A 20,708-nucleotide genomic window follows, 5' to 3' on the forward strand; every position below is an offset into this window, starting at 1 on the left:
TTGCCACATTCATATTGACTTTAAAAATCAATATTGATAAACAAAAAACCGATCAGTAAAGTCGTCTCCGCAAACACCACAAAGACACTGCGACCCGGGACAGGCCCCGGCTCGACAGGTCGCCCCAACGGAGACAACGCATGACACCGGACCTACCCTCTCGAGTGCCCGTACGCATCGACGTTCGAGACGCGCTCCAATCGGCCCCGCTCGGGGCATTCCATTTCCGACTGGCGACGTTGCTCGCACTGATCCTGCTGTTCGACGGCTTCGATCTTTACAACGCTGCATACATCGTTCACGACGTCACCACGCTGTGGCATCTCTCGCCCAGTCAGATCGGCCTGTTGCTGTCCTGCGGGCTGGCGGGCTTTGCCGCCGGGTCGGCCATCTCGGGGCCCTTCAGTGATCGCATCGGACGCCGCCGCGTGCTGCTCGCCGGCATCTGGCTCTCGGGCGCCATGAGTCTCGCCATTGCACTGTTCGCCCACGATCTGCGCGCCTTCATCGCGCTGCGCTTCGTCATGGGGATTTCGCTGGGTCTGCTGATGCCCGTGGCGGTCACCTACATCAATGAAATCGCGCCCAAACGCAGCGCGAACGTCTTCACCATCGTGTTCTTCTCCTGCGGCTGGATTGGCGGGGCCACGGCGTCCGGCTTCATTGCCGCGTGGCTCATCCCGCAATACGGCTGGCAGAGCATGTATTACGTCGGCGCGCTGTCGGTCGTGCTGGCGCTCGCGTTGCAATTCGTGTTGCCGGAGTCGGTGTCGTTTCTCGCGGCCCGTGGACGACAGGACGAAGTGCGTGCCCAGTTGTGCCGTCTCTGGCCCGCGCGCGCAGACGAGTTTGCCAACGCGACGTTCACCTCTGCCGACGCCGGCGTGAAAGCCGGTTCGGTCACCGCCCTGTTTTCGCCCGAATTCCGCCGTCAGACGATCTGCCTGTGGTCCATGGGCGCACTCTCGCTGTTCTCGTCGTACGGCCTGTCGGGCTGGTTGCCCACGATCATGCTCAAGCGCGGCGAGAACCTCTCGACGAGCTTTGCCTACGGGTCGCTGCTGGTCTTCGCCTCGGCGTTCGGCAGCCTGCTCACCGGCGTGGTCGCGGACCGTATCGGCAACCGGCGTCTGGCGATGTCGCTCGCATGGCTGTGCGGCGCCGCAGCCATCGGGGTGCTGGCAACGATCACCGGCGGCTCGGTCACGTTCGTGGGCATCGTGGTCGCTGGCATGTTCGTGATCGGCACGCAGACCGTGCTCAACAACCTCGTGGCCGTGAGCTATCCGACGGAGATTCGCAGCACGGGCGTGGGTCTGTATCTCGGCATTGCCCGCGTGGGGGCCATGTGTGGCCCGGCCATTGCGGGGGTACTGCAACAGGCCACCGGCGGTGCGGGAACCATGTTCTTCGTGCTGGGCGCCGCGCTCGTGACGGCCGCAGCACTGGTCTTCCTCGTCGCGCGCCCTGAAAACCTGCCGAAGGCACCCGCTTTCGGCCACTGAGTCCTGTCGGCTCCCTCCGTCTGGAATAGCTTCGGAACGTTTCATGAACAAACTGACCCTCTCGCTTGCCGTGAACGACTACGATCACGTGCGCGATCTGCTCGAAGGGCGCGTTACCGCGCAAGGCATCGAGCTCGTACCGTCGGTGTTGCCTGTCGAAGAGATCTTCTACCGCACGACGCATTTTCAGGAGTGGGATCTCTCGGAGATGTCGCTCGCGAAGTATGCGTCGCTGCGCTCGCAGGGCGACGATCGTCTGATCGGGTTGCCGGTCTTTCCCTCGCGCGTGTTCCGCCTGTCGTCGCTTTATGTGCGGGCGCACGGCGACGTGACATCTCCCGCCGCGTTGCGCGGCAAGCGTATCGGCATCCCGGAGTGGGCACAGACGGCGTCGGTCTACTCACGTGGCTGGCTCACGCATGATCAGGGCGTGGCGCTCGCCGATGTCGAGTGGGTGCAGGGGGGCGTCAATCAGGCGGGGCGTCGCGAGAAGGTCGCAGTGCGCGTGCCCGAGGGCGTGCACTACCGCGCGTCGCCGGACAAGTCGCTAACGGCCATGCTGCTCGACGGCGAGATCGACGCAATTCTCAGCGCGCGCCCGCCGGCCCCGCCGCCCGGGCGCGAGCGGGACATCGTGCGTCTGTTGCCCGACTTCGAGACGGCCGAGCGCGAGTACTTCGCACGCACCGGCATTTTTCCGATCATGCATCTGATCGTGATGCGTCGCGAGATCTTCGCTGCGAACCGCTGGATCGCGAACCATCTCGTGAAGGCTTTCACGCAGGCAAAAGACGCCAGCATCGCCCGGCTCGACGACATTACCTGTTCGCACTTCCCGTTGCCGTGGATGAGCCAGCGGGCCGCACAGGCAAGGGAAATGTTCGGCGACGATCCGTGGCCGTACGGCGTCGCGCCCAATCGCGTCACGCTCGACGCTTTCCTGCGCTTTGCGTTCGAGCAAGGCGTGTGCCATCGCGCCATGCAGGCCGACGAACTGTTTCCCCCCGAGGTCAGCGCCGCGGTCCGGGTTTGATGCCGCATCGACCTTCCGGCCCTTCCGAACCTTTCGATTCCCTTTCGATTCCCTTTCGATTCCCTTTCGATTCTCCTTCGCCAACATCATCATGCAAGCCAACGCCCCTTACACCCCTGCCGCCACCGAACACGACGCGATGACGATCGCGCAGCTGCGCGAGGACCTGGCCGCCGCCAATCACATCCTCGCGCATCACGAAGTGCTCGACGGCTTCGGTCACGTCAGCGTGCGCGATCCGCGCAATCCCGCGCACTTCCTCATCGCCCAATCGATGGCGCCGGAGCTCGTCTCGCCGGACGACATCCTCACGCTGGATTTCGACTGCCAGCCAGTCGATGGCGATACCCGCAAGCGCTATCTGGAGACGTGGATTCACAGCGAGATCTATCGGGCCCGCCCGGACGTCAAGGCCATCGTGCACAGCCACTCGCCGTCGGTCATCCCGTTTGCCGCCTCGTCCGTGCGGCTGCGCCCGGTGTATCACATGGCAGGCTTTCTCGGCAGCGGCGCGCCGGTGTTCGATATCCGCCACTGCTTCGGCTGTACGGACATGCTCGTGCGCAACAGCGAGCAAGGCAAGGCGCTGGCCGAATCGCTGGGCGACTCGGATGTCGCGCTCATGCGCGGCCACGGTTTCGTGGCGAGCGCACCGTCGCTGCCAGCCGCCGTCTACCGGGCGATCTACACCGAACTGAACGCGGGCATGCAGTCGAAGGCCATCGCGCTCGGCGGCGAAGTGACCTACCTGAGCGACGAAGAAGGCCGGCGCTCCACGCAAACCAACCTCGGTGTCATGGAGCGCCCGTGGACCTTGTGGAAACGCCAGGCAGCCGCCTTGCGTGGCGACTGATGGCGCTTGATGGCGTTTGATTGTGACTGATGGTGACTACGGCATGACCGGCGGATGGTAGGTCAGCGTCTGCGCGGGCGCGCGTTACGAACGCTCATCCGCGAGATCAACGATCGCGGGCATATGGGGGTCGAGTGAGCGCCGCGTGCCCCTGCGCGCCGGACACGGGCGGCTCACAACCCGAGCATCAGATCCAGATTCTGAACCGCCGCGCCTGATGCGCCTTTGCCGAGGTTATCGAACACGGCCGCCAGCAGGATCTGCCCGTTTTCGTCGTTCGAAAATACGTTCAGTTGCATCAGGTTCGTGCCGTTCAGCGCTTCCGGATCGAGCTGTTTGACAACGCCCGGCGCCTGCATCGGCAAAACCTTCACGAAGGTCTCGTCGGCATAGTGCGCCGAGAGGCAATCGTGCAGCGCGACGCCATCCACGCCGGGGCTCAGCAAACGGGTCTCGAGCGGAATCGTCAGCACGATGCCCTGCCGATACGCGCCGTACGACGGCACGAACATCGGACGAAACGCCAATCCCGCATGCTTCACGATCTCCGGCGGGTGCTTGTGCGCGAGCTCCAGTCCATAGACGCGAAACTGCGAGCGATTCGTGGCCTGCGGCCCCTCGTGCGCCTCGACGCTCGCGCGCCCACCACCGGAATAGCCCGACACGGCATTCACGCTGACCGGATAGTCACGCGGAACCAGCCCGGCATCGAGCAGCGGACGCAACAGCGCGATGGCACCTGTCGGATAGCAGCCGGGGTTCGACACACGACTGGCCGCAGCCACGCGCGCCGCCTGCCCTTTCACCATCTCGGGAAAGCCGTACACCCAGTCGGCATGCGTGCGGTGCGCCGAACTCGCGTCGATCACGCGCACACGCGGATTGACGATGGACGCTGCCGCTTCACGCGCCGCGGCATCCGGCAGGCACAGCATGGCGATATCGCACTCGTTGATGGCCTGCGCGCGCCGCACCGGATCCTTGCGATGCGCGTCCGGGAGCGTCAGCAGCGCAATGTCGGTGCGCCCACGCAGCTTCTCGTGAATCTGCAAGCCCGTGGTGCCTTGATCGCCATCGATGAAAATCAGCGGAGAAGCCATGTCGAATGCCTCGTGAAACGTGAATCGGTCGTGAACCGCGTGGAAGTGATATCTTCACGCCACGAGAAGAATAAAAAAAGTTGAATTTCATGAAGATGAAATTCAACCTTTCTGAACCAAGGACATTCCATGAGAGAGATCAGTCTCGACCGATTGAAGACCCTTGTCGCCGTGGCCGACAGCGGCTCATTTGCCGACGCGGCGCAGAGTCTGCATCTCTCGCCGCCCACCGTCAGCCTTCACATCTCGGATCTGGAAGCGCGCGTGGGCGCCCAGTTGCTCACGCGCAAGCGCGGGCATGTGCGGCCGACCTCGGTTGGCGAGGCGCTCGTCGAGCGCGCACGGCATCTGCTTGCCGACGCACAGCGCACGCTGGAGGACATCGAACGCCACGCCAAGGGGCTGGCGGGCCGGGTACGAATCGGGGCGTCGACGGGTGCGATCGCGCACATCCTGCCCCAAGCGCTGGAAACCCTGCGTCTGGATCATCCGGATATCGACGTGCAGGTCGCGATCCTCACATCGCAGGAGACGTTGAGTCGCCTGCATCGGGGCGCATTGGACCTTGGCCTGGTCGCGCTGCCGCAGCCGCAGGTCAAGGGATTGACGATCAAACAATGGCGTCGCGATCCGGTGATGGCGTTCCTGCCGGCGCACTGGGCAACGCCAAAAAGCGTGACGCCCGACTGGCTGGCATCGCAACCGCTCATTCTGAACGACAGTACGACACGACTGTCGCGGCAGACCGCCGAATGGTTCGCGGCGGCCGGCCATCATCCCACCCCTCGCATCGAATTGAACTACAACGACGCGATCAAGAGTCTCGTCGCGGCGGGCTACGGCGCCGCCCTGCTGCCTCACGAGGCGACGACACCGCACAACGACGAGCGCATTGCCATGCGCGCCCTGCGCCCGGCGTTATGGCGTGAACTCGGGATCGCCCATGCAGCCGGGCCGATCGAGCGCTCGACCCGGCACGTGCTCGACGCGCTATGGGGACTGCGCGTGCGGTAACGAAGCCGGGCCGTCCTCGCGCCGCCTCGACCTCAATTGACGGTGGTGGCCGGATTACCGCCGAGGTAGGCGTCCTGCACCCGCGGATCGTCGAGCAACGTCCGGGCGTCGCCATGCAGAACGATGCGCCCGGTCTGGAGAACATAGGCGTCGTGCGCAATCGCCAGCGCCAGATTGGCGTTCTGCTCGACCATGAACACCGTCACGCCGCTTTCGTTGACGGTCTGAATCAACGCCAGCACGTGATCGACATAGCGGGGCGAGAGGCCCATCGTCGGCTCGTCCATGCATAGCAGTCGGGGGCGTCCCATCAGCGCGCGCGCCATGGCGACCATCTGTTGCTCACCGCCCGAGAGCGAACCGGCGGCAAACGTCAGACGCTCCTTCAGACGCGGGAACAACGACAGCATGCGTTCGTAGTCTTCCTGAATCGCCGCTTTGTCCCGCCGCGAATACGCGCCCATCAGCAGGTTTTCGCGTACGGTCATCGCACCGAAGAGCCGCCGGGCTTCCGGTACGGACCCGATCCCGCGACGCACGATCGCGGGCGTCTTCCATCCCGTAATGTCCTCGCCGGCAAACCGCACGGTGCCGCGACGCGGCGTATGCAGCCCCAGAACGATTTTCATCGTCGTCGATTTGCCGCTCGCGTTCCCGCCAAGCAGGCAAACGATCTTGCCTTCGTCAATCGAGAAGCCGAGATCGAAATGCACCTGCGACGGCCCGTAGTAAGTGTCGATCCCCGACAGTTCCAGCAGACTCATGCAGCCTCCCTCGCCACGTCGCTCCCCGCCTCTGCACGCGCAGTCCGGGCTGCACGGGCTGCCCCTTGCGCATAACGCGTGCCCAGATACGCCTCGATGACGCGCGGATCCTGCCGCACCTGTTCAGGCAGCCCTTCGGCGATCTTGTGACCGTCGTCCATGACGATCACCCGGTCGGACAAGGCCATGACCATCTCCAGCTTGTGCTCGATCAACAGGATCGTATGCCCCTCCGACTTCAGTTGCGCGATGAGCGCCTGCATTTGCGCTGTCTCGCTCGGGTTCATCCCTGCGGTGGGCTCGTCGAGCAGCAGAATGCGCGGCTGCGACGCGAGCGCGCGGGCGATCTCGACACGTCGTCGGTTGGCGTACGACAGACTGTGCGTCGGATGATCCACACGAGGTGTCAGACGCTCGCCGAAGCGCGCGATCAGCGCCAACGCCTGCTCACGCATTTGCGCGGCTTCCACGCGAACCGCGCGCGGACGCACGAGCGCCAGCACCAGTTCCGCGACTGGTCCTAGCCAGCGCGCGAACCCCTGCCGTGGAATCACCGCCCGGAGTTTCGTGTGCGCGCCGACAAGCACGTTATCGAGCACCGACAGGTTGGCGAAGACACGCCCATGCTGAAACGTGCGCGCGAGACCTGCACGCGCCACCGCTTCGGGCGCCCAGCCCGTGATGTCCTGTCCGGCAAGCGTCACACGCCCGCCATCCGGGCGATCGGCACCGCTGATTACGTTGAACAAGGTCGTCTTGCCCGCCCCGTTGGGGCCGATCACGCTGACGATTTCGCCCTCGTTCACCTGAAGCGTGAGCGGTGCGAGCGCCGTCAGCCCGCCGAAACGGCGGGTCAGGCCGTCAATCTGTAGTAGTGAAGCCATCAGCGGGTTCCCAGCAGACCTTGAGGACGGAAACGGATCAGCAGCAATAGCGCCAGCCCGTAAATCAGCATGCGGTAGTCCGCCAGCGCGCGGAACCACTCCGGCAGACCGATGAGCACGAGGGCGCCGAGTACGGCGCCGGCGAGATTGCCCAGTCCGCCGAGAATCACCATCGTGATGGCCAGCACGGACACCTGCGACGTGAACGTCTCGTGATTGATGTAGGAAAATACGTGCGCCATGATCGCGCCGCCCATGCCGGCGACCGCCCCGGCAACGCCGAACGCGAGCCCCTTGTAGCGATCGAGCGCGATGCCCTGCGCGCGGGCGGCCACGTCGTCGTCGCGCATGGCACGCCAGGTACGTCCCAGGTGCGAGCCGAGCAGCCGCCAGAGCGCGAGCGACAACACGCCCAGGACCGTGAGCGAGATCCAGTATTGGCCGCGAACGTCGAGCACCTCATAGCCGCCAAACGACAGCGGCGGAATGCCCGCCACCCCGATGGGACCGCGTGTGAAACTGCCGCCGTTGAGCACAACCAGCGCCACGATTTCGCCGATCCCGAGCGTGGCAATCGAGACGTAATGGCCTCGCAACCGGAAGGCTGGCCAGACAAGTAACGCGCCGATCACGCCGGTCACGACGCTTGCCACGAGAATGGCCGCGATGACAGGCCACCCGGCGTCGAGCGCCAATAGCGACGAGGCGTAAGCGCCGATGGTGAGCAACGCCGCCTGCCCGAGCGATACCTGTCCTGCGGTACCGGCGACGACCGTGAGCGACAGCGCCAGCAAGCCGTACAGCCAGGCGTTCGTGAGCGTGCGCAGCAGATAGTCGCCGACGATCGCCCCCGGCGCCAACGGCAGAAGCGCCGCCACGATGAACGCGGCCCCCCACCAGCGCGCACGAATGACGACCGGTCGGCTCGGTGCGATGAAGGTGCCCGTGAGCGGTTCGGGGGCACGCGACGCCGCGTGCGAGAACAATCCATTGGGACGCCACACGAGTACCACGATCAGCAACACGTAAGCGAACAGATTGCGGTAACTCGACCCGAGCAAGCCCACGCCCCAGCTTTCGATGACACCGAGCAGCAGGCTGCCGGCAATCGCCCCCGGCACGTTGCCGACACCCCCGATGACCTGGGCGACCACGCCCTTGAGCGTTGCCTGATAGCTCATCGACGGATCGATGCTGTTGTAGTACATGCCGACAAGCACACCGGCCACGCCGCCGAGCGCGCCCGCGATCGCGAACACGGTGCTGTTGACGACGTCGACATCGACGCCCATCTGACGCGCCGCGTCACGATCCTGCGCCGTGGCGCGCACCGCCCAGCCCAATCGCGTGAAGCGCAGAAAACCGAAGAGCACGGCGGCCGTTCCGATGCCGACACCGGCGATCAGCAGATCGAGCGCGCCGATACTGCCGCCGCCGATGGACAGCCGCCAGTCCGGCAACGGATTCGGCAACGCACGCGGGTCGGCGCCGAAGCCGAGCTGCACGCACTGATCGATCACGATGGATACGCCGATGGTGGCGAGCAACGGTGCGATGCGCGGCGCGTTCTGAAGCGGGCGCAACGCGAGTCGCTCGATGGCCGCGCCCAGCAAGGCGCAGCCGACGGCGACGATGGCGAGTGTTGCCGCGAGCGGCGTGTGCGCGTACGTGACCGCGACCCATCCGAGAAACGCGCCGACCGAATAGACCGAGCCATGCGCGAAGTTGATCAGATGCGAAACGCCGAAAATCAATGCCAGCCCGACGGCGAGCAGGGCATAGATATTGCCGACGATCAGTCCGTTGATCGTGTAGTCGAACCAGGAACCCATGACGTCATCCCGAACGTTGTCACGCGACGGCTTACTTCGCTGCGGCCACCTTGGCCGCAACGCCCTGCCACACGACAAACTGGCCCTGTTTGACGATCAGATGAACGTTCTTCGCCTGGGCGACCCGGCGCGTTTGCGGATCGAAGGCGACTTTGCCAAAGACCACGCTCGGTGCGTCCTTGATCTGCGCAAAGCCCTTGCGGGCGGCCTCGCGTGAGGCGCCGAACTCACGCAGGACGGTCGCAGTCACGAGCAGGGCATCGTAGGCGCGGGCGGCGAAGGCGTCCGGTTCCTGCTGGTACTTGGCGCGATAGCGCGTCACGAAGCGTTGCACTTCCGGGCGCGGATCGTTGGGAAAGAAGTTCGAATCGAGGTGAACGCCTTCTGCGGCGGCACCGCCGAGTTCGAGGAACTTGGGCGAGTACAGGGAACTGGCGCCGACGGTCGGCAGCGTCACGCCTGCCTGCCGGGCCTGACGCACGATTTGCGCACCGTCCGGCGCATAGGAAATCAGCACCAGGCTGTCCGGTTTGGCGTCGCGAACGCGAACGAGCGTCGAGCGGTAGTCCTTTTCGTCGGGCTGATAGCCTTCGGCCGCCACGACTGTCGCGCCGTACTGCTCGGCGGCCTTCACGAACAGGTCCTTGCTCGTGCGGCCCCAGTCGGTATTCAGGTAGAGCACGGCCACACGCTTGAGGCCGAGCTGGCGAACGACGAAATCGGCCAGCAGCGGTTGCTCTTCGGCCTGACTGATCGACGTACTCCACATGTAATCGCCGCCCTTCGTGAAGTCCGGATGCGAGTTCGTGAAACCGAACTGAATCAGTTTGCCGCGCTGATAGATCGGCGAGGCCGCCATCGATGCCGGGCTGGAGAAGTCACCCAGTTCCACGAGAATGCGCGGGTCGCCCACGAACTTCTGCGCGATGGCGACGGCCTGGCGAGGATCGCTCTGGCTGTCCTGAAAATCCAGACTCAACGGACGTCCCTTGATGCCGCCGTCACCGTTGATGTCGTCGAGCGCGAGGTCGAAACCGCGTTTCCATTGCAGGCCGTACTGGGCGTTCTGCCCGGTGACAGGCCCGGACACGCCGACCCATACCGGCTCGCCGGACGCCGCCGCCGCCTGCGCCGGACGCAGATGCAGCGCCGCGACCGCCACGGCAAGCGCGGCGCTCAGCGTCAGCAGCTTGCGCGGCAGCCGGTGGGGCAGACGGTGCAAGGCGGACGGTGAAGCAGACGTTGAAGCCGATTGCGGGGAAACCTGGGAGGAAACCTGAGAGGCGGCTTGCGATGCAGAGGCGAACCACTGCGAGAGTCGGAACGGATTTGCCATGGTGACGGCCTTCACACGCGTGAGAACGTTAGGAACTGAGGGAAAGTTCAGATCCTACGACCGTGGATTGCGTCACCTAAGCAATTGTTTTCGCAAAGCATATTCGCGCGAAGCGGGATTGCAATTCGCGCGGTCCGCGCGAAGGGGCGGGACCGTGCTGTCTGCGCTATGCGCGCTACTCCCCTTCATTCGGTCCCCGGTGACCCGGCCACCCCGACATCTCGACATCGGAGGCGCGACACCGCGCGAGCGTCACGCGGTGTCGCAGCAACGACCTTCAATGCGGCAGCACGATGGCCGCGACTCCCGAGTCCCGAGTCCCGAGTCCCGGCTCGCTATGCGCTGCGCAGCGCCGGGCGCGCGCCCTTGCCGAGCACGACGTTGGCAATCACCGCAGCGACGATGTTGACCGCCAGCGCAATCAGGCCGGTATACATCGAGTATTTATCGCCGCCCAGCACGAACGTGTGCACGGGCTTGATGCCGTCGGCGAACGCCAGCCAGCTGCCGCAAACGATACCGAACGCCCAGCCCGTGAGCAGCGCGCGAGCGCCGAACCAGCCCACGAACAGACCGAACACCAGCGCCGGAAAGGTTTGCAGAATCCAGACACCGCCCAGCAATTGCAGATCGAGGGCGAACTGCGTCGGCAGGAAAAGAATGAACACCAGCGCGCCGAGCTTCACTACCAGCGACACCACCTTGGCGACCTTCGCTTCCCCTTCGTTCGAAATCCCCGGATTGACGTACGGCTTCCAGAAGTTGCGCGTGAACAGATTCGACGCGCCGATGGACATCACGGCGGCCGGCACCAGCGCCCCAATGGCGATGGCGGCGAACGCGAAGCCCGCGAACCAGCTGGGGAACAGGCCATTGAACAGTGCGGGCACGACGTCGTTGTTGGTCTGGACTTTCACGCCGGCGGCGTAAGCCATGAAGCCGAGCAACGCGATCAAGCCGAGCAGCACCGTATAGGCCGGCAGGAATACGGCGTTCTTGCGGATCGTATTGGCGTCGCGAGCGGCGAAGATGCCGGTAAGCGTGTGCGGATACATGAACGCCGCCATGGCCGAACCGAGCGCCAGCGTGGCGAATGGCAGGTACTGCGCCGGTCCCAGCGTCAGCCCCGTGGCGCCACCTTTTTTCGCGAAGACATCGCGCGCCGTGTCGAACACGGCGCCGTAGCCGCCCAGCTTGGCGGGCACCACGACGACCGCCACCAGCACCACGATATAGATCATCAGGTCCTTGACGAACGCGATGAGCGCCGGCGCGCGCAGGCCTGCCGAGTACGTGTACAGCGCCAGAATGACGAAGGCGGCGAGCAGCGGCAATTCCCCCGTCAGCCCGAGCGCCTTGATCACGACTTCCATCCCGATCAGTTGCAAGGCGATATACGGCATCGTGGCCACCACGCCGGTGATCGCAATCGCGAATTCCAGCGGACGCGACTGATACCGACCGTAGACGACGTCGGCGGCCGTGACGTGGCCGGCCTTGTGCGCGGCGTGCCACAGCTTCGGCATGATGAGGAAGACGATCGGGTAGACGAGAATCGTGTACGGCAGTGCAAAGAAGCCGTATGCGCCAACGGCATACACGAGCGCGGGCACGGCAATCACGGTGTAAGCGGTATAGAAATCGCCACCGACGAGGAACCACGTGATCCAGGCGCCGAAGTTGCGCCCGCCCAGTCCCCACTCGTCCAGATGCGCGCCTTTATGCGAAGGTCCCGACATCCAGCGCGATGCCCAGAAACCCATCACGGTCACCAGGACAAAGAAAAACACGAAGACCGCCAACGCGGTCCAGTTGATCCCGGCGCCCATTTACTCGTCCCCTTTCTTCAAACCATCGCGAAACACGATCCAGATCAGCAGCGAGGTCAACGGTACCCACGCGAACTGGTACCAATAAAAGAAAGGAAAGCCCCAGAGTGAAGGCAATTCTCGATTGTAGAACGGCACCCACAACAAGCCGATGAACGGCAGCAATAGTAATAACCGCATTTCAATAGATCTCCTCTTGTTATTCATCCGGCGAAAGCGCATGGCAATCACACGTGAATACACTCTAGCCGAACGATGGAGGATTTGCCGGGGTGCCCGGAAAGCCCGCGAAATCAAGGATCGATGGGGTTTAAGGGGATGTTGCGCTTGCCAAAACGCAAGGCCGAATTCAATTCGCTTTATTCCGGTTTTAATTGGCGAAATCAACGAAATTTATTTTTACGTTGCATAGACTTACGCCGCTATGGCGCTTCAATTGAACCGCACATTCCGGGCGTCAAGGCATTTTCATCGTTTATTAAATCGAATGGCGTCGTTGAAAGAATGACATCGAAATAGCCAAAGCAATTTGGGCGTCGGACTTTTTGCGGTTTGCCCGGACTCTGCTTTACGCCACGCGGCCCGGACACGTCGGGACCGCGCACGGCAGCAACGCGGGCGGGTGCGCGGCTCAGGACATCTGCGCCAATCAGGCGCGGCTACGCTGCGTACGACGCCACACGAATTGAGCAATGGCCCCGATCACGAAAATGCCCAGCCACGCCGCGAGCGCCCCCCGGACAAGCGGCGATTGCGGGCCACTGGCCAGTGGATGACTCGTGGGCAGTCGCGTGAGCGTCTCGTTGATGCCGGGCACCATGAGCAGGAAGAAGCTGAAGGCGAACGCCAGCTGCGACAGATAGGGGCGCGCGCGTCCGAGCCACGTCAGGCCCGGAATCACGAGACCGCCCAAGGTCGCAAGCAACGCGAGAATGCCGAGGGCATGGCCGACGTTGAAACCACCGGTACTCGACAAGCCGAACGACGTCAGCACCGAGATCAGCATCCCGAACAGATACACGCGGCCGGCAGGTGTGCTGCGCTCGATGTTTCGATAGCGAACGAAGCTGTACAACCCGGCAGCAAACGTCACGAGACTGACGACGGTGTGACCCGCGCCCAACGTTGAAATGGGATGAGGCATGGCAAAGGACTCCCTATGAAGTGGTTGCCCCGTCTCACCATGGCGCTGGCGCATCGCGAGACAGATAGGTGTGGATTCCGAAAAACAACCAACTAGTTGGTTGGCTTACAACATCAAAAATAGAGCGCCGTAGCGCCCTTCCTGCTGACTGCGTCGCCGCAACGACCGGATCAGTCGTCTCAGTGAGTCGCACGCAAGCAGCCGATGGCCACCTGCGAAATTGCCTGAAACGCTTCGGCATTCCCCTGGGCACGTGCCGTGAGCATGGCGCCGTGCACCGTGGACATGAACGTTTGCGCTTCGACCTGCGCGCTGCCGCGCAGCGTGAACTGACCTTGTGCGGCCCCTGTCTCGAGAACGCGTGCAATCCACCCTGCCAGATCACCGAAATAGCCTCGGACTTCGTCCGCGATTTCCTGCGGGATCATGGGCAGTTCGGCGGCGAGCATCGCGCAGATGCACACCGGCATCGTGCCGTCGCGAATGCAGTCCGCCCAGTAATTCGTGTAAGCCGCCAGACGCGCCGTCGGATCCGGCACGTGGCCGTCGAGTGCGGCAAGCCCCTCCCTCGCCTGCTCGCGATGGCGCCGGACCACCGTCAACACGAGATCCGCCTTGCTCGGGAAATGATGATGAATGCTGGCCTTGCCAATGTTCACACGCGCAGAAAGGTCGGCGTAGCTGAACCCGTGATAACCGCCCGCTGCCAGCAGTTGCTTGGTGTGCTCGGCAATTTCAGTGGCTCTGGGAGACAGCTCGACGGTCATGATCCTGCGCTCGGTAGGTTCGGAGGTACATCGATCCTGGGGGCGCGCCCAATACCGTGGGAGCCGACCGATGCGTTCAATGGCAGCCAATCTACTAGTTGGTTGGTTTCGTGTCAAGCCGTCGGACAGGTGACGATGACGCCAGGCACCCTCGTGGACGCACAAGCCAGAGGCTGGCCCCAATCCAGGCGGGATGCGGGCAATGCTGCCCGCCCCCTTTGCGCTATCAGATGCCCTGTCCGCCGGACACTTCGATGCGCTGCGCGTTGACCCAGCGGTTGTCTTCCGAGAGCAAACTCGAAATCATCGGACCGACGTCGTCAGCCACACCGACGCGGCCCAATGCCGTCATCTCGGCGAAAAACCGATTGAACGCCGGCGTGTCGCGCACCGCACCGCCGAAGAAGTCGGTTTCGATGGCGCCCGGCGCCACCACGTTGACGGCGATGTTGCGCCGCCCCAGTTCCTTCGCCATGTAGACAGTGAGCACCTCGACAGCGCCTTTGACGGCTGCGTATGCGGACCAACCTTCGGCGCTCACTCGGGTGAGGCCAGTCGAGAGGTTGACGATCCGGCCACCGTCGGCCATCAGCGGCAACAACTGTTGTGTGAGAAAAAATACCCCCTTGAAATGGACGTCGACCAGCTTGTCGAAGGCCTGCACCGTCATCTCGGCAAGCGGCGCGACCTCGCCATGACCGGCATTGTTGACGAGGTGATCGAACGTGTCGCGCCCCCAGGTGGCGCGAAGCCCGGACTTGAGTCGCGCGGCAAAGTCGGCGAACGTGGCGACGTCGCCCACGTCGAGCGGCAACGCAAGCGCCTTGCCGCCCAACGCCTCGATCTCGGCCACGACTGCCTGCGCTTCCGCTTCCCGGCGCTGGTATGTCACGACGACATCGCCGCCGCGTCGGGCAATCGACAGTGCGGTATTACGGCCCAGACCGCGACTGGCACCGGTGACGAGAGAAATCTTGCGCATGGCGAACTCCTTGAGTGATGGAAATGGAGATGCCGATTCTGCGGCGGCCCGTCGCCGGAACCTTTGCCTGATTCGCTCTGTCCTTGGCCTTTTTCTCCGAAGTTGCGTCACGCGCCGTCGAATCTCGTTACGATGCTGCCTGTGCCGATACGATGACGCGATGGCGGCCAGGCACAAGGGACGAGAGACATGAACGACACATTGCGCGACGCGGTGCGCAGATACACCGAGACCTATGCAGACCCGGCAGGCGTGGCACGTGCGCCGATCCGCGGCCTGAGCCTCATTCGGGCAACGCGCCCGAGCGGCATCGACTACGCGATCTCCCGGCCGGTGGCGTGCCTCGTATTGCAGGGCGTCAAGCGCGTGTCCATGGGCGCGCAGAATTTCACGTTCACCGCAGGCGACTCTTTGCTCATTACGTCGGATGTGCCCACAGTCAGCCAGGTGACGCAGGCAAGCGCTACCGAACCGTACCTGTCGCTGATTTTCGATCTCGATCTGGCGACCATCGCAGAACTTGCCATCGAGATGAAGCTCGCGCCAACGCCCCACGGCGCGCCGATCGCGAACGAGCCGTCCGACGAAGAAGTGGCAGACGCTGCCCTTCGATTGATGCGCCTGATCGAGCGCCCCGCTGCCCTGCCCGTGCTTCAGACACAGGCACTGCGCGAAATGCACTACTGGTTGCTGGTCGGCAAACATGGGCCCGTGATCCGACAACTCGGCTGGCCCGAGAGCCACGCGCAGCGCATCTCCCGGGCCGTTGCCATGCTTCGTGCAGATTTCGCCCGACCGCTGCCGATGGAGCGTCTGGCCGACGCCGCCGGGATGAGTCTTTCGTCGTTCTACAAGCGGTTTCGTCTGGCGACGTCGCTGTCGCCACTGCAATTCCAAAAGCAGCTACGCCTGATCGAAGCGCGTCGCCTGATGCTCTCCGAAGCCATGTCGGCGAGCAGCGCGGCCTTCGCGGTGGGCTATGAAAGCGTTCAGCAATTCAGCCGCGAATGCCGACGGATGTTCGGACTGCCGCCCGCGCAGGATGCCGACGCGACGCGCGGTGCCGACGAGCACGCCACATCGGTGTCGACGTCCTGACGGATGGGTGCACGGTAATGGCGATCTCGCGCAGCGCGTGCGCGCCGACTGTCCGGCTCCAATCCAACCGGAATCCGGCCCGAATGCGACGCTAAATGTCGCGCAGCCATTGCCGCAGCGTCTCGAGAGAGGACGTTTGCGTGAGCGCCAACATCAGAAAAATTCGCAACTTCTGAGGCGCAAGGTCGCCACCTGCCAGAATGCCGTCGGCACGCAAAAAGGCCTGCTCGGGCACCATGGGGCGCGCCGCACGCGTCGACTGCACCACGACCACCCCGTTGCGCGCGGCTTCTGCCAGTGCGGCCGCCTGTCCACCCGCGGGCCGGCCCGGGGCCAATCCGGCGCAAACGATGGCTCGGCACCCTGCATCCACGCAAGCGCGTACGAGCGCGCCATCAGCGCCCGCATACGACAGTACGATGTCCACGCGAGGCAATGCCTGCCCGGTGAGCCGTTCGTCAGTCGGCAGCACGCGCGGCCGCCGCGGCGCTCGCGCAATATGGACCTCGCCATTCGCATCGACTCGACCGAGCGGCCCGAACGGTGGCGCTTCGAAAGCCGACAGATCAAAGCTCGACGCCTTCGTGACATCCCGCGCGTCGTACACCCACCCATCCATGACGACCAGCACGCCCAGTCCACGCGCCGCCGGGCATTTCGCGACGGCCAGCGCCGCACGCAGGTTGGCAGGGGCGTCGCTGCCCGCGGTGTTGGCCGGACGCTGCGCCCCCGTCAATACGACGGGAATATCCAGATCGAGCGCCAACGACAGAAACCACGCCGTCTCCTCCATCGTGGCCGTGCCATGCGTCACGACGATGCCGTCCAACGCGGGGTGCATGTCGACCGTCTCCCGTACGAGACGAGCCAACGCCGTCCAGTCGTCCGCGGAAATAGCAGTGCTTCCGATGGCACGGAAAGGCACGGGCACAAGCTCCACGCCTTCCGAGACGCTGCCGAGATCGCGCAAGTCCTCCAGCACCTGTGCAATCGGGTGAACGACGCCGCTCTCGCCGTATTCGATCCAATCGAAACGGTGGCGCGCATGCATGGCGAACGTCCCACCGGTGCCGATCACGGCCACTCGCTTCAATCGCTCCTGCGGCGCCTGCGACGCCTGCAAGTCTCGCTCCCGCACTCCCGTTTCGCTCATGCGTCGTCTCCTGCCATTGCCACGAAGACGTCGCCCGCCTCGACCTTGACGGCATAGCATCGCGCGCCGCGCGTGACAGGCGAACACAGCGCGCGCCCATCGCGAACATCGAATGCCCCGGCGTGTAGCGGACACTCGATCTCGTGGCCGTCGATTTCCCCGTCGGACAGCAGGGCATTGCCATGCGTGCAAACGTCGTCGAGCGCGTAGACGTTGCCGTCCACGTCGAAAATGCCGATCTTGCGTCCGTGCAGCGTTGCCCCATGGCAAGGGCTGTCGGCGAACAGTTCGGCGCGAGCGCCGGCGCGCACCCACTGAATCGCCACCTCGCGCTGCGCGCCGGCCGGTGCGGCAACCGGTGGATTTTCGGTTTCAGTCATGTCTGTCATCCTTTGGTACCAACTGATCGAACGTGCGCGCCAGTGTGCCGGCGACGCCATGTAACGGGGCCATATGCACTTCGTCGAACCGCATGTATGAGCACAACCACACCCCGGCGGCGTCACGACGGTATGCCTCGTTGGTCAGTGCACACAGCAGGACCGCCTCGCCGTTGTCCTCGCGCAGTGCGATCTGCCATAAGCGCCACGTTGCGCTGGCCTGATCGCCGTCCACGTCCACGTCGATGCACGGACTGCCGTAGTAATGCATGGCAAAGCGCCATGGCGACTTCATGAACCACTGCCTGAGCGCCTCGCGCCCATGGCGTGAGTCACCGAAGTCACCGCCACCGTCCCACACAGCGTCCGCCGTAAAGCATTCCGACTGCGCGCGTGCAATGCGCGCCATCTCGGCGTCGCCGACCCGCGTGTAATCCGGTCGGTACTTGGCGTCTGCAAACGCGGCGTAGCGCGCTTTGAGGGCCCGGATCGCCTCGATTGATTCGAGCACCGATACGCGCGCTTCGAGCGTCGTCATACGGACTCCTGTGCCAGTGACTTGAGGCTGACCGACCTGTCGCGAAGCCGTGCGACATCCAAGGTCGCCTGCGCATCCACCAACCGCTCCAGATAGCGGCGGTCGCGGCCGCAATCGATGAGCGCGCCGCCGGCGAGCCGGCCTTCGCGCAGGAAAAATGTCACAGTCGGTACGTGCGCATCGCTCTCCCGGATGACCCACTCGTCGCCCGGCGCCGGATGCCCGACAACCTGAATGTTGTGCCCCCATTGATCGGTCCACATCCATGGTGTCTCGACATAAGGGTCGCGCCGTCCCAGGAGAAATTCGGCGACGGCGCGCGCCTGGTTCTCGGCATTGCGCCAGGTTTCCTGACGGATCGCGGCGCCATATCGGGGGTGCGGCGTGAGCGCCACGTCGCCCGCAGCAAAACACCATGGTGCGACGGGACTGCTGCAACGCTCGTCGACGAGCACGCCATCGCGGGTCCCGATACCGCTGTCGAGCAGAAAGTCCACCGAGCAGTCGATGCCGATGGCGCACAGCACGACGTCTGCCTGATATTCGGCAGGCTCACCGGTGGGCATCGTCGTCGCGACGCACCAAGGCCATTGCGCGGACGGATCGTGCGAGATTCCCGTTACCTGAACGTTCGTGAAGATGCGAACCCCGTTGGCCGCGTGCACCCCGGCGAGCCAGCGGGCGACCGGCGCGGGCAGGCACCGCCCGAGGATCCCGGCGCCGGCTTCGAGCACCGTCACCTTCACCCCCATCGACGCAGCGCTCGCCGCACATTCCATGCCGATGACGCCGGCCCCCACGATCACCGCGCGCCGAGCGCCTTTCAAGGCTTCGCGCAAGCGCTCACTGTCTTCCAGTGTGCGCAGTGTGTGGATGCCGGGGGTATCGCCGCCCGGCACGCGCGCTCGCCGGGCACGCCCGCCGGTCGCGACGACCAGGCGATCGAACGGCAACGCGGTGCCGTCGTCGAGCGTCAACGTGCGACGCGCCGCATCGAGCCCGCTTGCCCGCGCGCGCACCCGTCGCACGTTGGACGCGGCCCAGAACGTCTGCGGCGCGATCGCGAGGGAGGCCGCATCGGCCTGCCCCAGCAGAAACTCCTTCGACAGCGCAGGACGCTCGTACGGATCGCCCGGTTCATCCCCCACCATCGTGATGGCATGCGGATAGCCGCTCTCGCGCAAATGCTGTGCGACACGGCCACCCGCGTGTCCGGCACCGACGATGACGATGTGCTCGGCCGCCGTCATGACCGCGCTCCCTCGCTCGCGGCATCCGCCACGTCGTGCCCCGTCGCCCCGAGCGCGGACCGGTTGACGACACGGTACAAAGTCCCGCGCGACGTCTCGCAAGTCCATCGACGCGCCTCGCCCGGCGGGATGATGATGCCCTCTGCTCTCGAGAGTCGATAACGTTCGTCGGCTGCTTCGATGGTGAACTCGCCATCGACCACCGCCGCCACTTCCTCTCCGGTCGTTCCCGCGTCTCGCCAAAGTTGCTCACCCTGGCGCATGACGCGAATCTCGATGTCCAGAGATTCGCCGCTCGCGCGGCTCGCCGGTGTGTCGACCGGATTCGGCACGCGCTCGCAATGCGGGTCATCGCGGCGACGGTCGTCAGGGGTCGACAGACGCATGTTTTCGCTCATTTCTCACCCCCACGGCTGGCCAACGGATAGTACGGGACGGTGTCCTCCGCGCCGTACTCCTTGCGCGGCGGCGTGACCACGTTCAGGCGCAGGCTGATGCCCGCAGGCGCGAAGCGATTGCGTCCGTAGTGACGCATGCCCGGAGGAATCAGCAGGGCATCGCCCTGATTCATCACGAACGCCGCATCTCCCTCGGCCCCTTCGCCTTCGTATACCGTGCAGCTCCCGCTGACCTGCAATGACGCCTCTTCGCCGTGATCGTGCGACTTCGCCGGCAGATCGGCGCCCGCGCGGGCAACGAACTTCACCACCGCGACACTCACCGACTCGCCAAACAGGTGCTTCATGTAAAGGCCATCGTGGACAACTTCCTTGAGGTTGTCGTCAATGGCGAACACGCGACATTTCGGCATGTTGCTAACTCCGTTTGCATTCATCCTGCATTTCTTGCCCGGCTTAAAAGCGCGGCGAAAGCACAAAGTGGTCATCCGCATGAAAGCGTCGCGGGTCGAAGCCATCGATAACGGCCTGCTGCCCGTAGAACTCCACGGCGGGAGCCACTTCGGCCAGGCTGAGCGTCATGTTCATGAGCGCCTTTGCCGGGGGCGGAAGATTCGCGAGATCGAATTCATCGAGGTAGGCAAAAATCGCATCGAGCGACGCCAACATGACCTCGACGAAGCTGCGGATTTCCTCCATCGATGTGGCGTGACGCTTGATGTTGCGCGCAGTCTCGGTATCGAGACTCCATGCGGCGTAGGGCCTCAGGTGAGAGAAAGCCTCGGGAAATTCGGCCGGACGATGGGCGCCGAGCGCCGAAACATCGATGACTTGTTCTTGCATGGTGG

22 protein-coding genes are annotated in these 20,708 nt (G+C 64.2%); 5 read left to right on the forward strand and 17 right to left on the reverse strand.

Going from position 1 to position 20,708, the window contains the following annotated elements; all coding sequences use genetic code 11:
- Window positions 1-140: 140 nt before the first annotated feature.
- From PCA31118_RS16670 to PCA31118_RS16680, 3 genes are all read left to right on the forward strand, one after another.
- Entirely contained in the window at window positions 141-1,505 is a 1,365-nt protein-coding gene (locus tag PCA31118_RS16670) for an MFS transporter (RefSeq protein ID WP_150626251.1), read from the forward strand.
- A 43-nt stretch (window positions 1,506-1,548) separates the two neighbouring features.
- Complete coding sequence (locus PCA31118_RS16675; RefSeq protein WP_150626252.1) at window positions 1,549-2,538, forward strand: substrate-binding domain-containing protein; 990 nt, start codon at window positions 1,549-1,551, stop codon at window positions 2,536-2,538.
- A 91-nt stretch (window positions 2,539-2,629) separates the two neighbouring features.
- Complete coding sequence (locus PCA31118_RS16680; protein WP_150626253.1) at window positions 2,630-3,391, forward strand: class II aldolase/adducin family protein; 762 nt, start codon at window positions 2,630-2,632, stop codon at window positions 3,389-3,391.
- Between the two features lie 173 nt (window positions 3,392-3,564).
- Here PCA31118_RS16680 and argC read toward each other — a convergent pair whose 3' ends face one another.
- Window positions 3,565-4,491 carry an N-acetyl-gamma-glutamyl-phosphate reductase gene (argC, locus tag PCA31118_RS16685; protein ID WP_150626254.1) on the reverse strand — a complete coding sequence of 309 codons (927 nt, stop codon included), beginning with the start codon at window positions 4,489-4,491 and terminating at the stop codon, window positions 3,565-3,567.
- A gap of 129 nt (window positions 4,492-4,620) precedes the next feature.
- On the opposite strand from argC, the gene PCA31118_RS16690 reads away from it, so the two are divergent.
- Window positions 4,621-5,505: a LysR family transcriptional regulator gene (locus PCA31118_RS16690; protein WP_150626255.1), complete on the forward strand. Its 885-nt coding sequence runs from the start codon at window positions 4,621-4,623 to the stop codon at window positions 5,503-5,505.
- A gap of 32 nt (window positions 5,506-5,537) precedes the next feature.
- On the opposite strand, the gene PCA31118_RS16695 is transcribed toward PCA31118_RS16690, so the two are convergent.
- The 9 genes from PCA31118_RS16695 to PCA31118_RS16735 all read right to left on the reverse strand — a co-directional run bounded on the left by PCA31118_RS16695 (window position 5,538) and on the right by PCA31118_RS16735 (window position 15,043).
- The gene (locus tag PCA31118_RS16695) at window positions 5,538-6,269 is read right to left on the reverse strand and encodes an ABC transporter ATP-binding protein (RefSeq protein ID WP_150626256.1); all 732 of its coding nucleotides are present in this window, start codon (window positions 6,267-6,269) and stop codon (window positions 5,538-5,540) included.
- Window positions 6,266-7,153 (reverse strand): ABC transporter ATP-binding protein, encoded by an 888-nt coding sequence (locus tag PCA31118_RS16700; protein ID WP_150626257.1) that lies wholly within the window; start codon window positions 7,151-7,153, stop codon window positions 6,266-6,268. The genes PCA31118_RS16695 and PCA31118_RS16700 overlap by 4 nt, the downstream gene beginning before the upstream one ends.
- Window positions 7,153-8,985 carry an ABC transporter permease gene (locus PCA31118_RS16705; protein ID WP_150626258.1) on the reverse strand — a complete coding sequence of 611 codons (1,833 nt, stop codon included), beginning with the start codon at window positions 8,983-8,985 and terminating at the stop codon, window positions 7,153-7,155. Before PCA31118_RS16705 ends, PCA31118_RS16700 begins: the two co-directional genes overlap by 1 nt.
- A 31-nt stretch (window positions 8,986-9,016) precedes the next feature.
- On the reverse strand, window positions 9,017-10,321 hold the full coding sequence (locus tag PCA31118_RS16710) for an ABC transporter substrate-binding protein (RefSeq protein WP_150626259.1): 1,305 nt from the start codon (window positions 10,319-10,321) through the stop codon (window positions 9,017-9,019).
- Between the two features lie 335 nt (window positions 10,322-10,656).
- Window positions 10,657-12,150 carry a monocarboxylate uptake permease MctP gene (gene mctP, locus PCA31118_RS16715; protein ID WP_150626260.1) on the reverse strand — a complete coding sequence of 498 codons (1,494 nt, stop codon included), beginning with the start codon at window positions 12,148-12,150 and terminating at the stop codon, window positions 10,657-10,659.
- Complete coding sequence (locus tag PCA31118_RS16720) at window positions 12,151-12,330, reverse strand: DUF3311 domain-containing protein (protein WP_044454963.1); 180 nt, start codon at window positions 12,328-12,330, stop codon at window positions 12,151-12,153.
- 469 nt (window positions 12,331-12,799) lie between these two features.
- Window positions 12,800-13,294 carry a hypothetical protein gene (locus tag PCA31118_RS16725; RefSeq protein WP_150626261.1) on the reverse strand — a complete coding sequence of 165 codons (495 nt, stop codon included), beginning with the start codon at window positions 13,292-13,294 and terminating at the stop codon, window positions 12,800-12,802.
- 179 nt (window positions 13,295-13,473) lie between these two features.
- Window positions 13,474-14,061, reverse strand: coding sequence for a TetR/AcrR family transcriptional regulator (locus tag PCA31118_RS16730; RefSeq protein WP_150626262.1), 588 nt, complete (start codon window positions 14,059-14,061; stop codon window positions 13,474-13,476).
- Window positions 14,062-14,287: 226 nt separating this feature from the next.
- The gene (locus tag PCA31118_RS16735) at window positions 14,288-15,043 is read right to left on the reverse strand and encodes an SDR family NAD(P)-dependent oxidoreductase (protein ID WP_150626263.1); all 756 of its coding nucleotides are present in this window, start codon (window positions 15,041-15,043) and stop codon (window positions 14,288-14,290) included.
- Between the two features lie 189 nt (window positions 15,044-15,232).
- Between PCA31118_RS16735 and PCA31118_RS16740 the strand changes: the two genes are divergently transcribed.
- A complete protein-coding gene (locus PCA31118_RS16740; RefSeq protein ID WP_150626264.1) occupies window positions 15,233-16,141 on the forward strand; it encodes an AraC family transcriptional regulator in 909 nt (302 codons plus the stop codon).
- Between the two features lie 91 nt (window positions 16,142-16,232).
- Here the strand turns inward: PCA31118_RS16740 and PCA31118_RS16745 are convergent, their stop codons facing one another.
- The 7 genes from PCA31118_RS16745 to PCA31118_RS16775 are packed head-to-tail and all read right to left on the reverse strand — an operon-like array spanning window position 16,233 to window position 20,703.
- Window positions 16,233-17,294, reverse strand: coding sequence for an asparaginase (locus PCA31118_RS16745; protein ID WP_150626265.1), 1,062 nt, complete (start codon window positions 17,292-17,294; stop codon window positions 16,233-16,235).
- Window positions 17,291-17,674 carry a non-heme iron oxygenase ferredoxin subunit gene (locus PCA31118_RS16750; protein WP_150626266.1) on the reverse strand — a complete coding sequence of 128 codons (384 nt, stop codon included), beginning with the start codon at window positions 17,672-17,674 and terminating at the stop codon, window positions 17,291-17,293. The genes PCA31118_RS16745 and PCA31118_RS16750 overlap by 4 nt, the downstream gene beginning before the upstream one ends.
- The gene (locus PCA31118_RS16755; protein ID WP_150626267.1) at window positions 17,667-18,212 is read right to left on the reverse strand and encodes a nuclear transport factor 2 family protein; all 546 of its coding nucleotides are present in this window, start codon (window positions 18,210-18,212) and stop codon (window positions 17,667-17,669) included. Before PCA31118_RS16755 ends, PCA31118_RS16750 begins: the two co-directional genes overlap by 8 nt.
- A complete protein-coding gene (locus tag PCA31118_RS16760; RefSeq protein WP_150626268.1) occupies window positions 18,209-19,462 on the reverse strand; it encodes an NAD(P)/FAD-dependent oxidoreductase in 1,254 nt (417 codons plus the stop codon). The genes PCA31118_RS16755 and PCA31118_RS16760 overlap by 4 nt, the downstream gene beginning before the upstream one ends.
- Window positions 19,459-19,860 (reverse strand): cupin domain-containing protein, encoded by a 402-nt coding sequence (locus tag PCA31118_RS16765; protein ID WP_246190278.1) that lies wholly within the window; start codon window positions 19,858-19,860, stop codon window positions 19,459-19,461. The genes PCA31118_RS16760 and PCA31118_RS16765 overlap by 4 nt, the downstream gene beginning before the upstream one ends.
- Entirely contained in the window at window positions 19,857-20,273 is a 417-nt protein-coding gene (locus tag PCA31118_RS16770) for a cupin domain-containing protein (protein ID WP_044454953.1), read from the reverse strand. Before PCA31118_RS16770 ends, PCA31118_RS16765 begins: the two co-directional genes overlap by 4 nt.
- Window positions 20,274-20,316: 43 nt before the next feature.
- Window positions 20,317-20,703, reverse strand: coding sequence for a hypothetical protein (locus PCA31118_RS16775; RefSeq protein WP_150626269.1), 387 nt, complete (start codon window positions 20,701-20,703; stop codon window positions 20,317-20,319).
- Window positions 20,704-20,708 lie beyond the last annotated feature (5 nt).

Source organism: Pandoraea captiosa, assembly GCF_902459775.1.
In the GTDB taxonomy this organism is placed as follows: Bacteria; Pseudomonadota; Gammaproteobacteria; order Burkholderiales; family Burkholderiaceae; genus Pandoraea; species Pandoraea captiosa.

Coding starts and splice junctions, on each gene's coding strand:
- PCA31118_RS16735 (WP_150626263.1), bottom strand. CDS start 15,043: ATGCGCAAGATTTCTCTCGTCACCGGTGCCAGTCGCGGTCTGGGCCGT.
- PCA31118_RS16740 (WP_150626264.1), top strand. CDS start 15,233: ATGAACGACACATTGCGCGACGCGGTGCGCAGATACACCGAGACCTAT.
- PCA31118_RS16710 (WP_150626259.1), bottom strand. CDS start 10,321: ATGGCAAATCCGTTCCGACTCTCGCAGTGGTTCGCCTCTGCATCGCAA.
- PCA31118_RS16670 (WP_150626251.1), top strand. CDS start 141: ATGACACCGGACCTACCCTCTCGAGTGCCCGTACGCATCGACGTTCGA.
- PCA31118_RS16705 (WP_150626258.1), bottom strand. CDS start 8,985: ATGGGTTCCTGGTTCGACTACACGATCAACGGACTGATCGTCGGCAAT.
- PCA31118_RS16760 (WP_150626268.1), bottom strand. CDS start 19,462: ATGACGGCGGCCGAGCACATCGTCATCGTCGGTGCCGGACACGCGGGT.
- PCA31118_RS16690 (WP_150626255.1), top strand. CDS start 4,621: ATGAGAGAGATCAGTCTCGACCGATTGAAGACCCTTGTCGCCGTGGCC.
- PCA31118_RS16720 (WP_044454963.1), bottom strand. CDS start 12,330: ATGCGGTTATTACTATTGCTGCCGTTCATCGGCTTGTTGTGGGTGCCG.
- mctP (WP_150626260.1), bottom strand. CDS start 12,150: ATGGGCGCCGGGATCAACTGGACCGCGTTGGCGGTCTTCGTGTTTTTC.
- PCA31118_RS16765 (WP_246190278.1), bottom strand. CDS start 19,860: ATGAGCGAAAACATGCGTCTGTCGACCCCTGACGACCGTCGCCGCGAT.
- PCA31118_RS16770 (WP_044454953.1), bottom strand. CDS start 20,273: ATGCCGAAATGTCGCGTGTTCGCCATTGACGACAACCTCAAGGAAGTT.
- PCA31118_RS16745 (WP_150626265.1), bottom strand. CDS start 17,294: ATGAGCGAAACGGGAGTGCGGGAGCGAGACTTGCAGGCGTCGCAGGCG.
- PCA31118_RS16775 (WP_150626269.1), bottom strand. CDS start 20,703: ATGCAAGAACAAGTCATCGATGTTTCGGCGCTCGGCGCCCATCGTCCG.
- PCA31118_RS16700 (WP_150626257.1), bottom strand. CDS start 7,153: ATGGCTTCACTACTACAGATTGACGGCCTGACCCGCCGTTTCGGCGGG.
- PCA31118_RS16725 (WP_150626261.1), bottom strand. CDS start 13,294: ATGCCTCATCCCATTTCAACGTTGGGCGCGGGTCACACCGTCGTCAGT.
- PCA31118_RS16750 (WP_150626266.1), bottom strand. CDS start 17,674: ATGACTGAAACCGAAAATCCACCGGTTGCCGCACCGGCCGGCGCGCAG.
- argC (WP_150626254.1), bottom strand. CDS start 4,491: ATGGCTTCTCCGCTGATTTTCATCGATGGCGATCAAGGCACCACGGGC.
- PCA31118_RS16755 (WP_150626267.1), bottom strand. CDS start 18,212: ATGACGACGCTCGAAGCGCGCGTATCGGTGCTCGAATCAATCGAGGCG.
- PCA31118_RS16730 (WP_150626262.1), bottom strand. CDS start 14,061: ATGACCGTCGAGCTGTCTCCCAGAGCCACTGAAATTGCCGAGCACACC.
- PCA31118_RS16695 (WP_150626256.1), bottom strand. CDS start 6,269: ATGAGTCTGCTGGAACTGTCGGGGATCGACACTTACTACGGGCCGTCG.
- PCA31118_RS16680 (WP_150626253.1), top strand. CDS start 2,630: ATGCAAGCCAACGCCCCTTACACCCCTGCCGCCACCGAACACGACGCG.
- PCA31118_RS16675 (WP_150626252.1), top strand. CDS start 1,549: ATGAACAAACTGACCCTCTCGCTTGCCGTGAACGACTACGATCACGTG.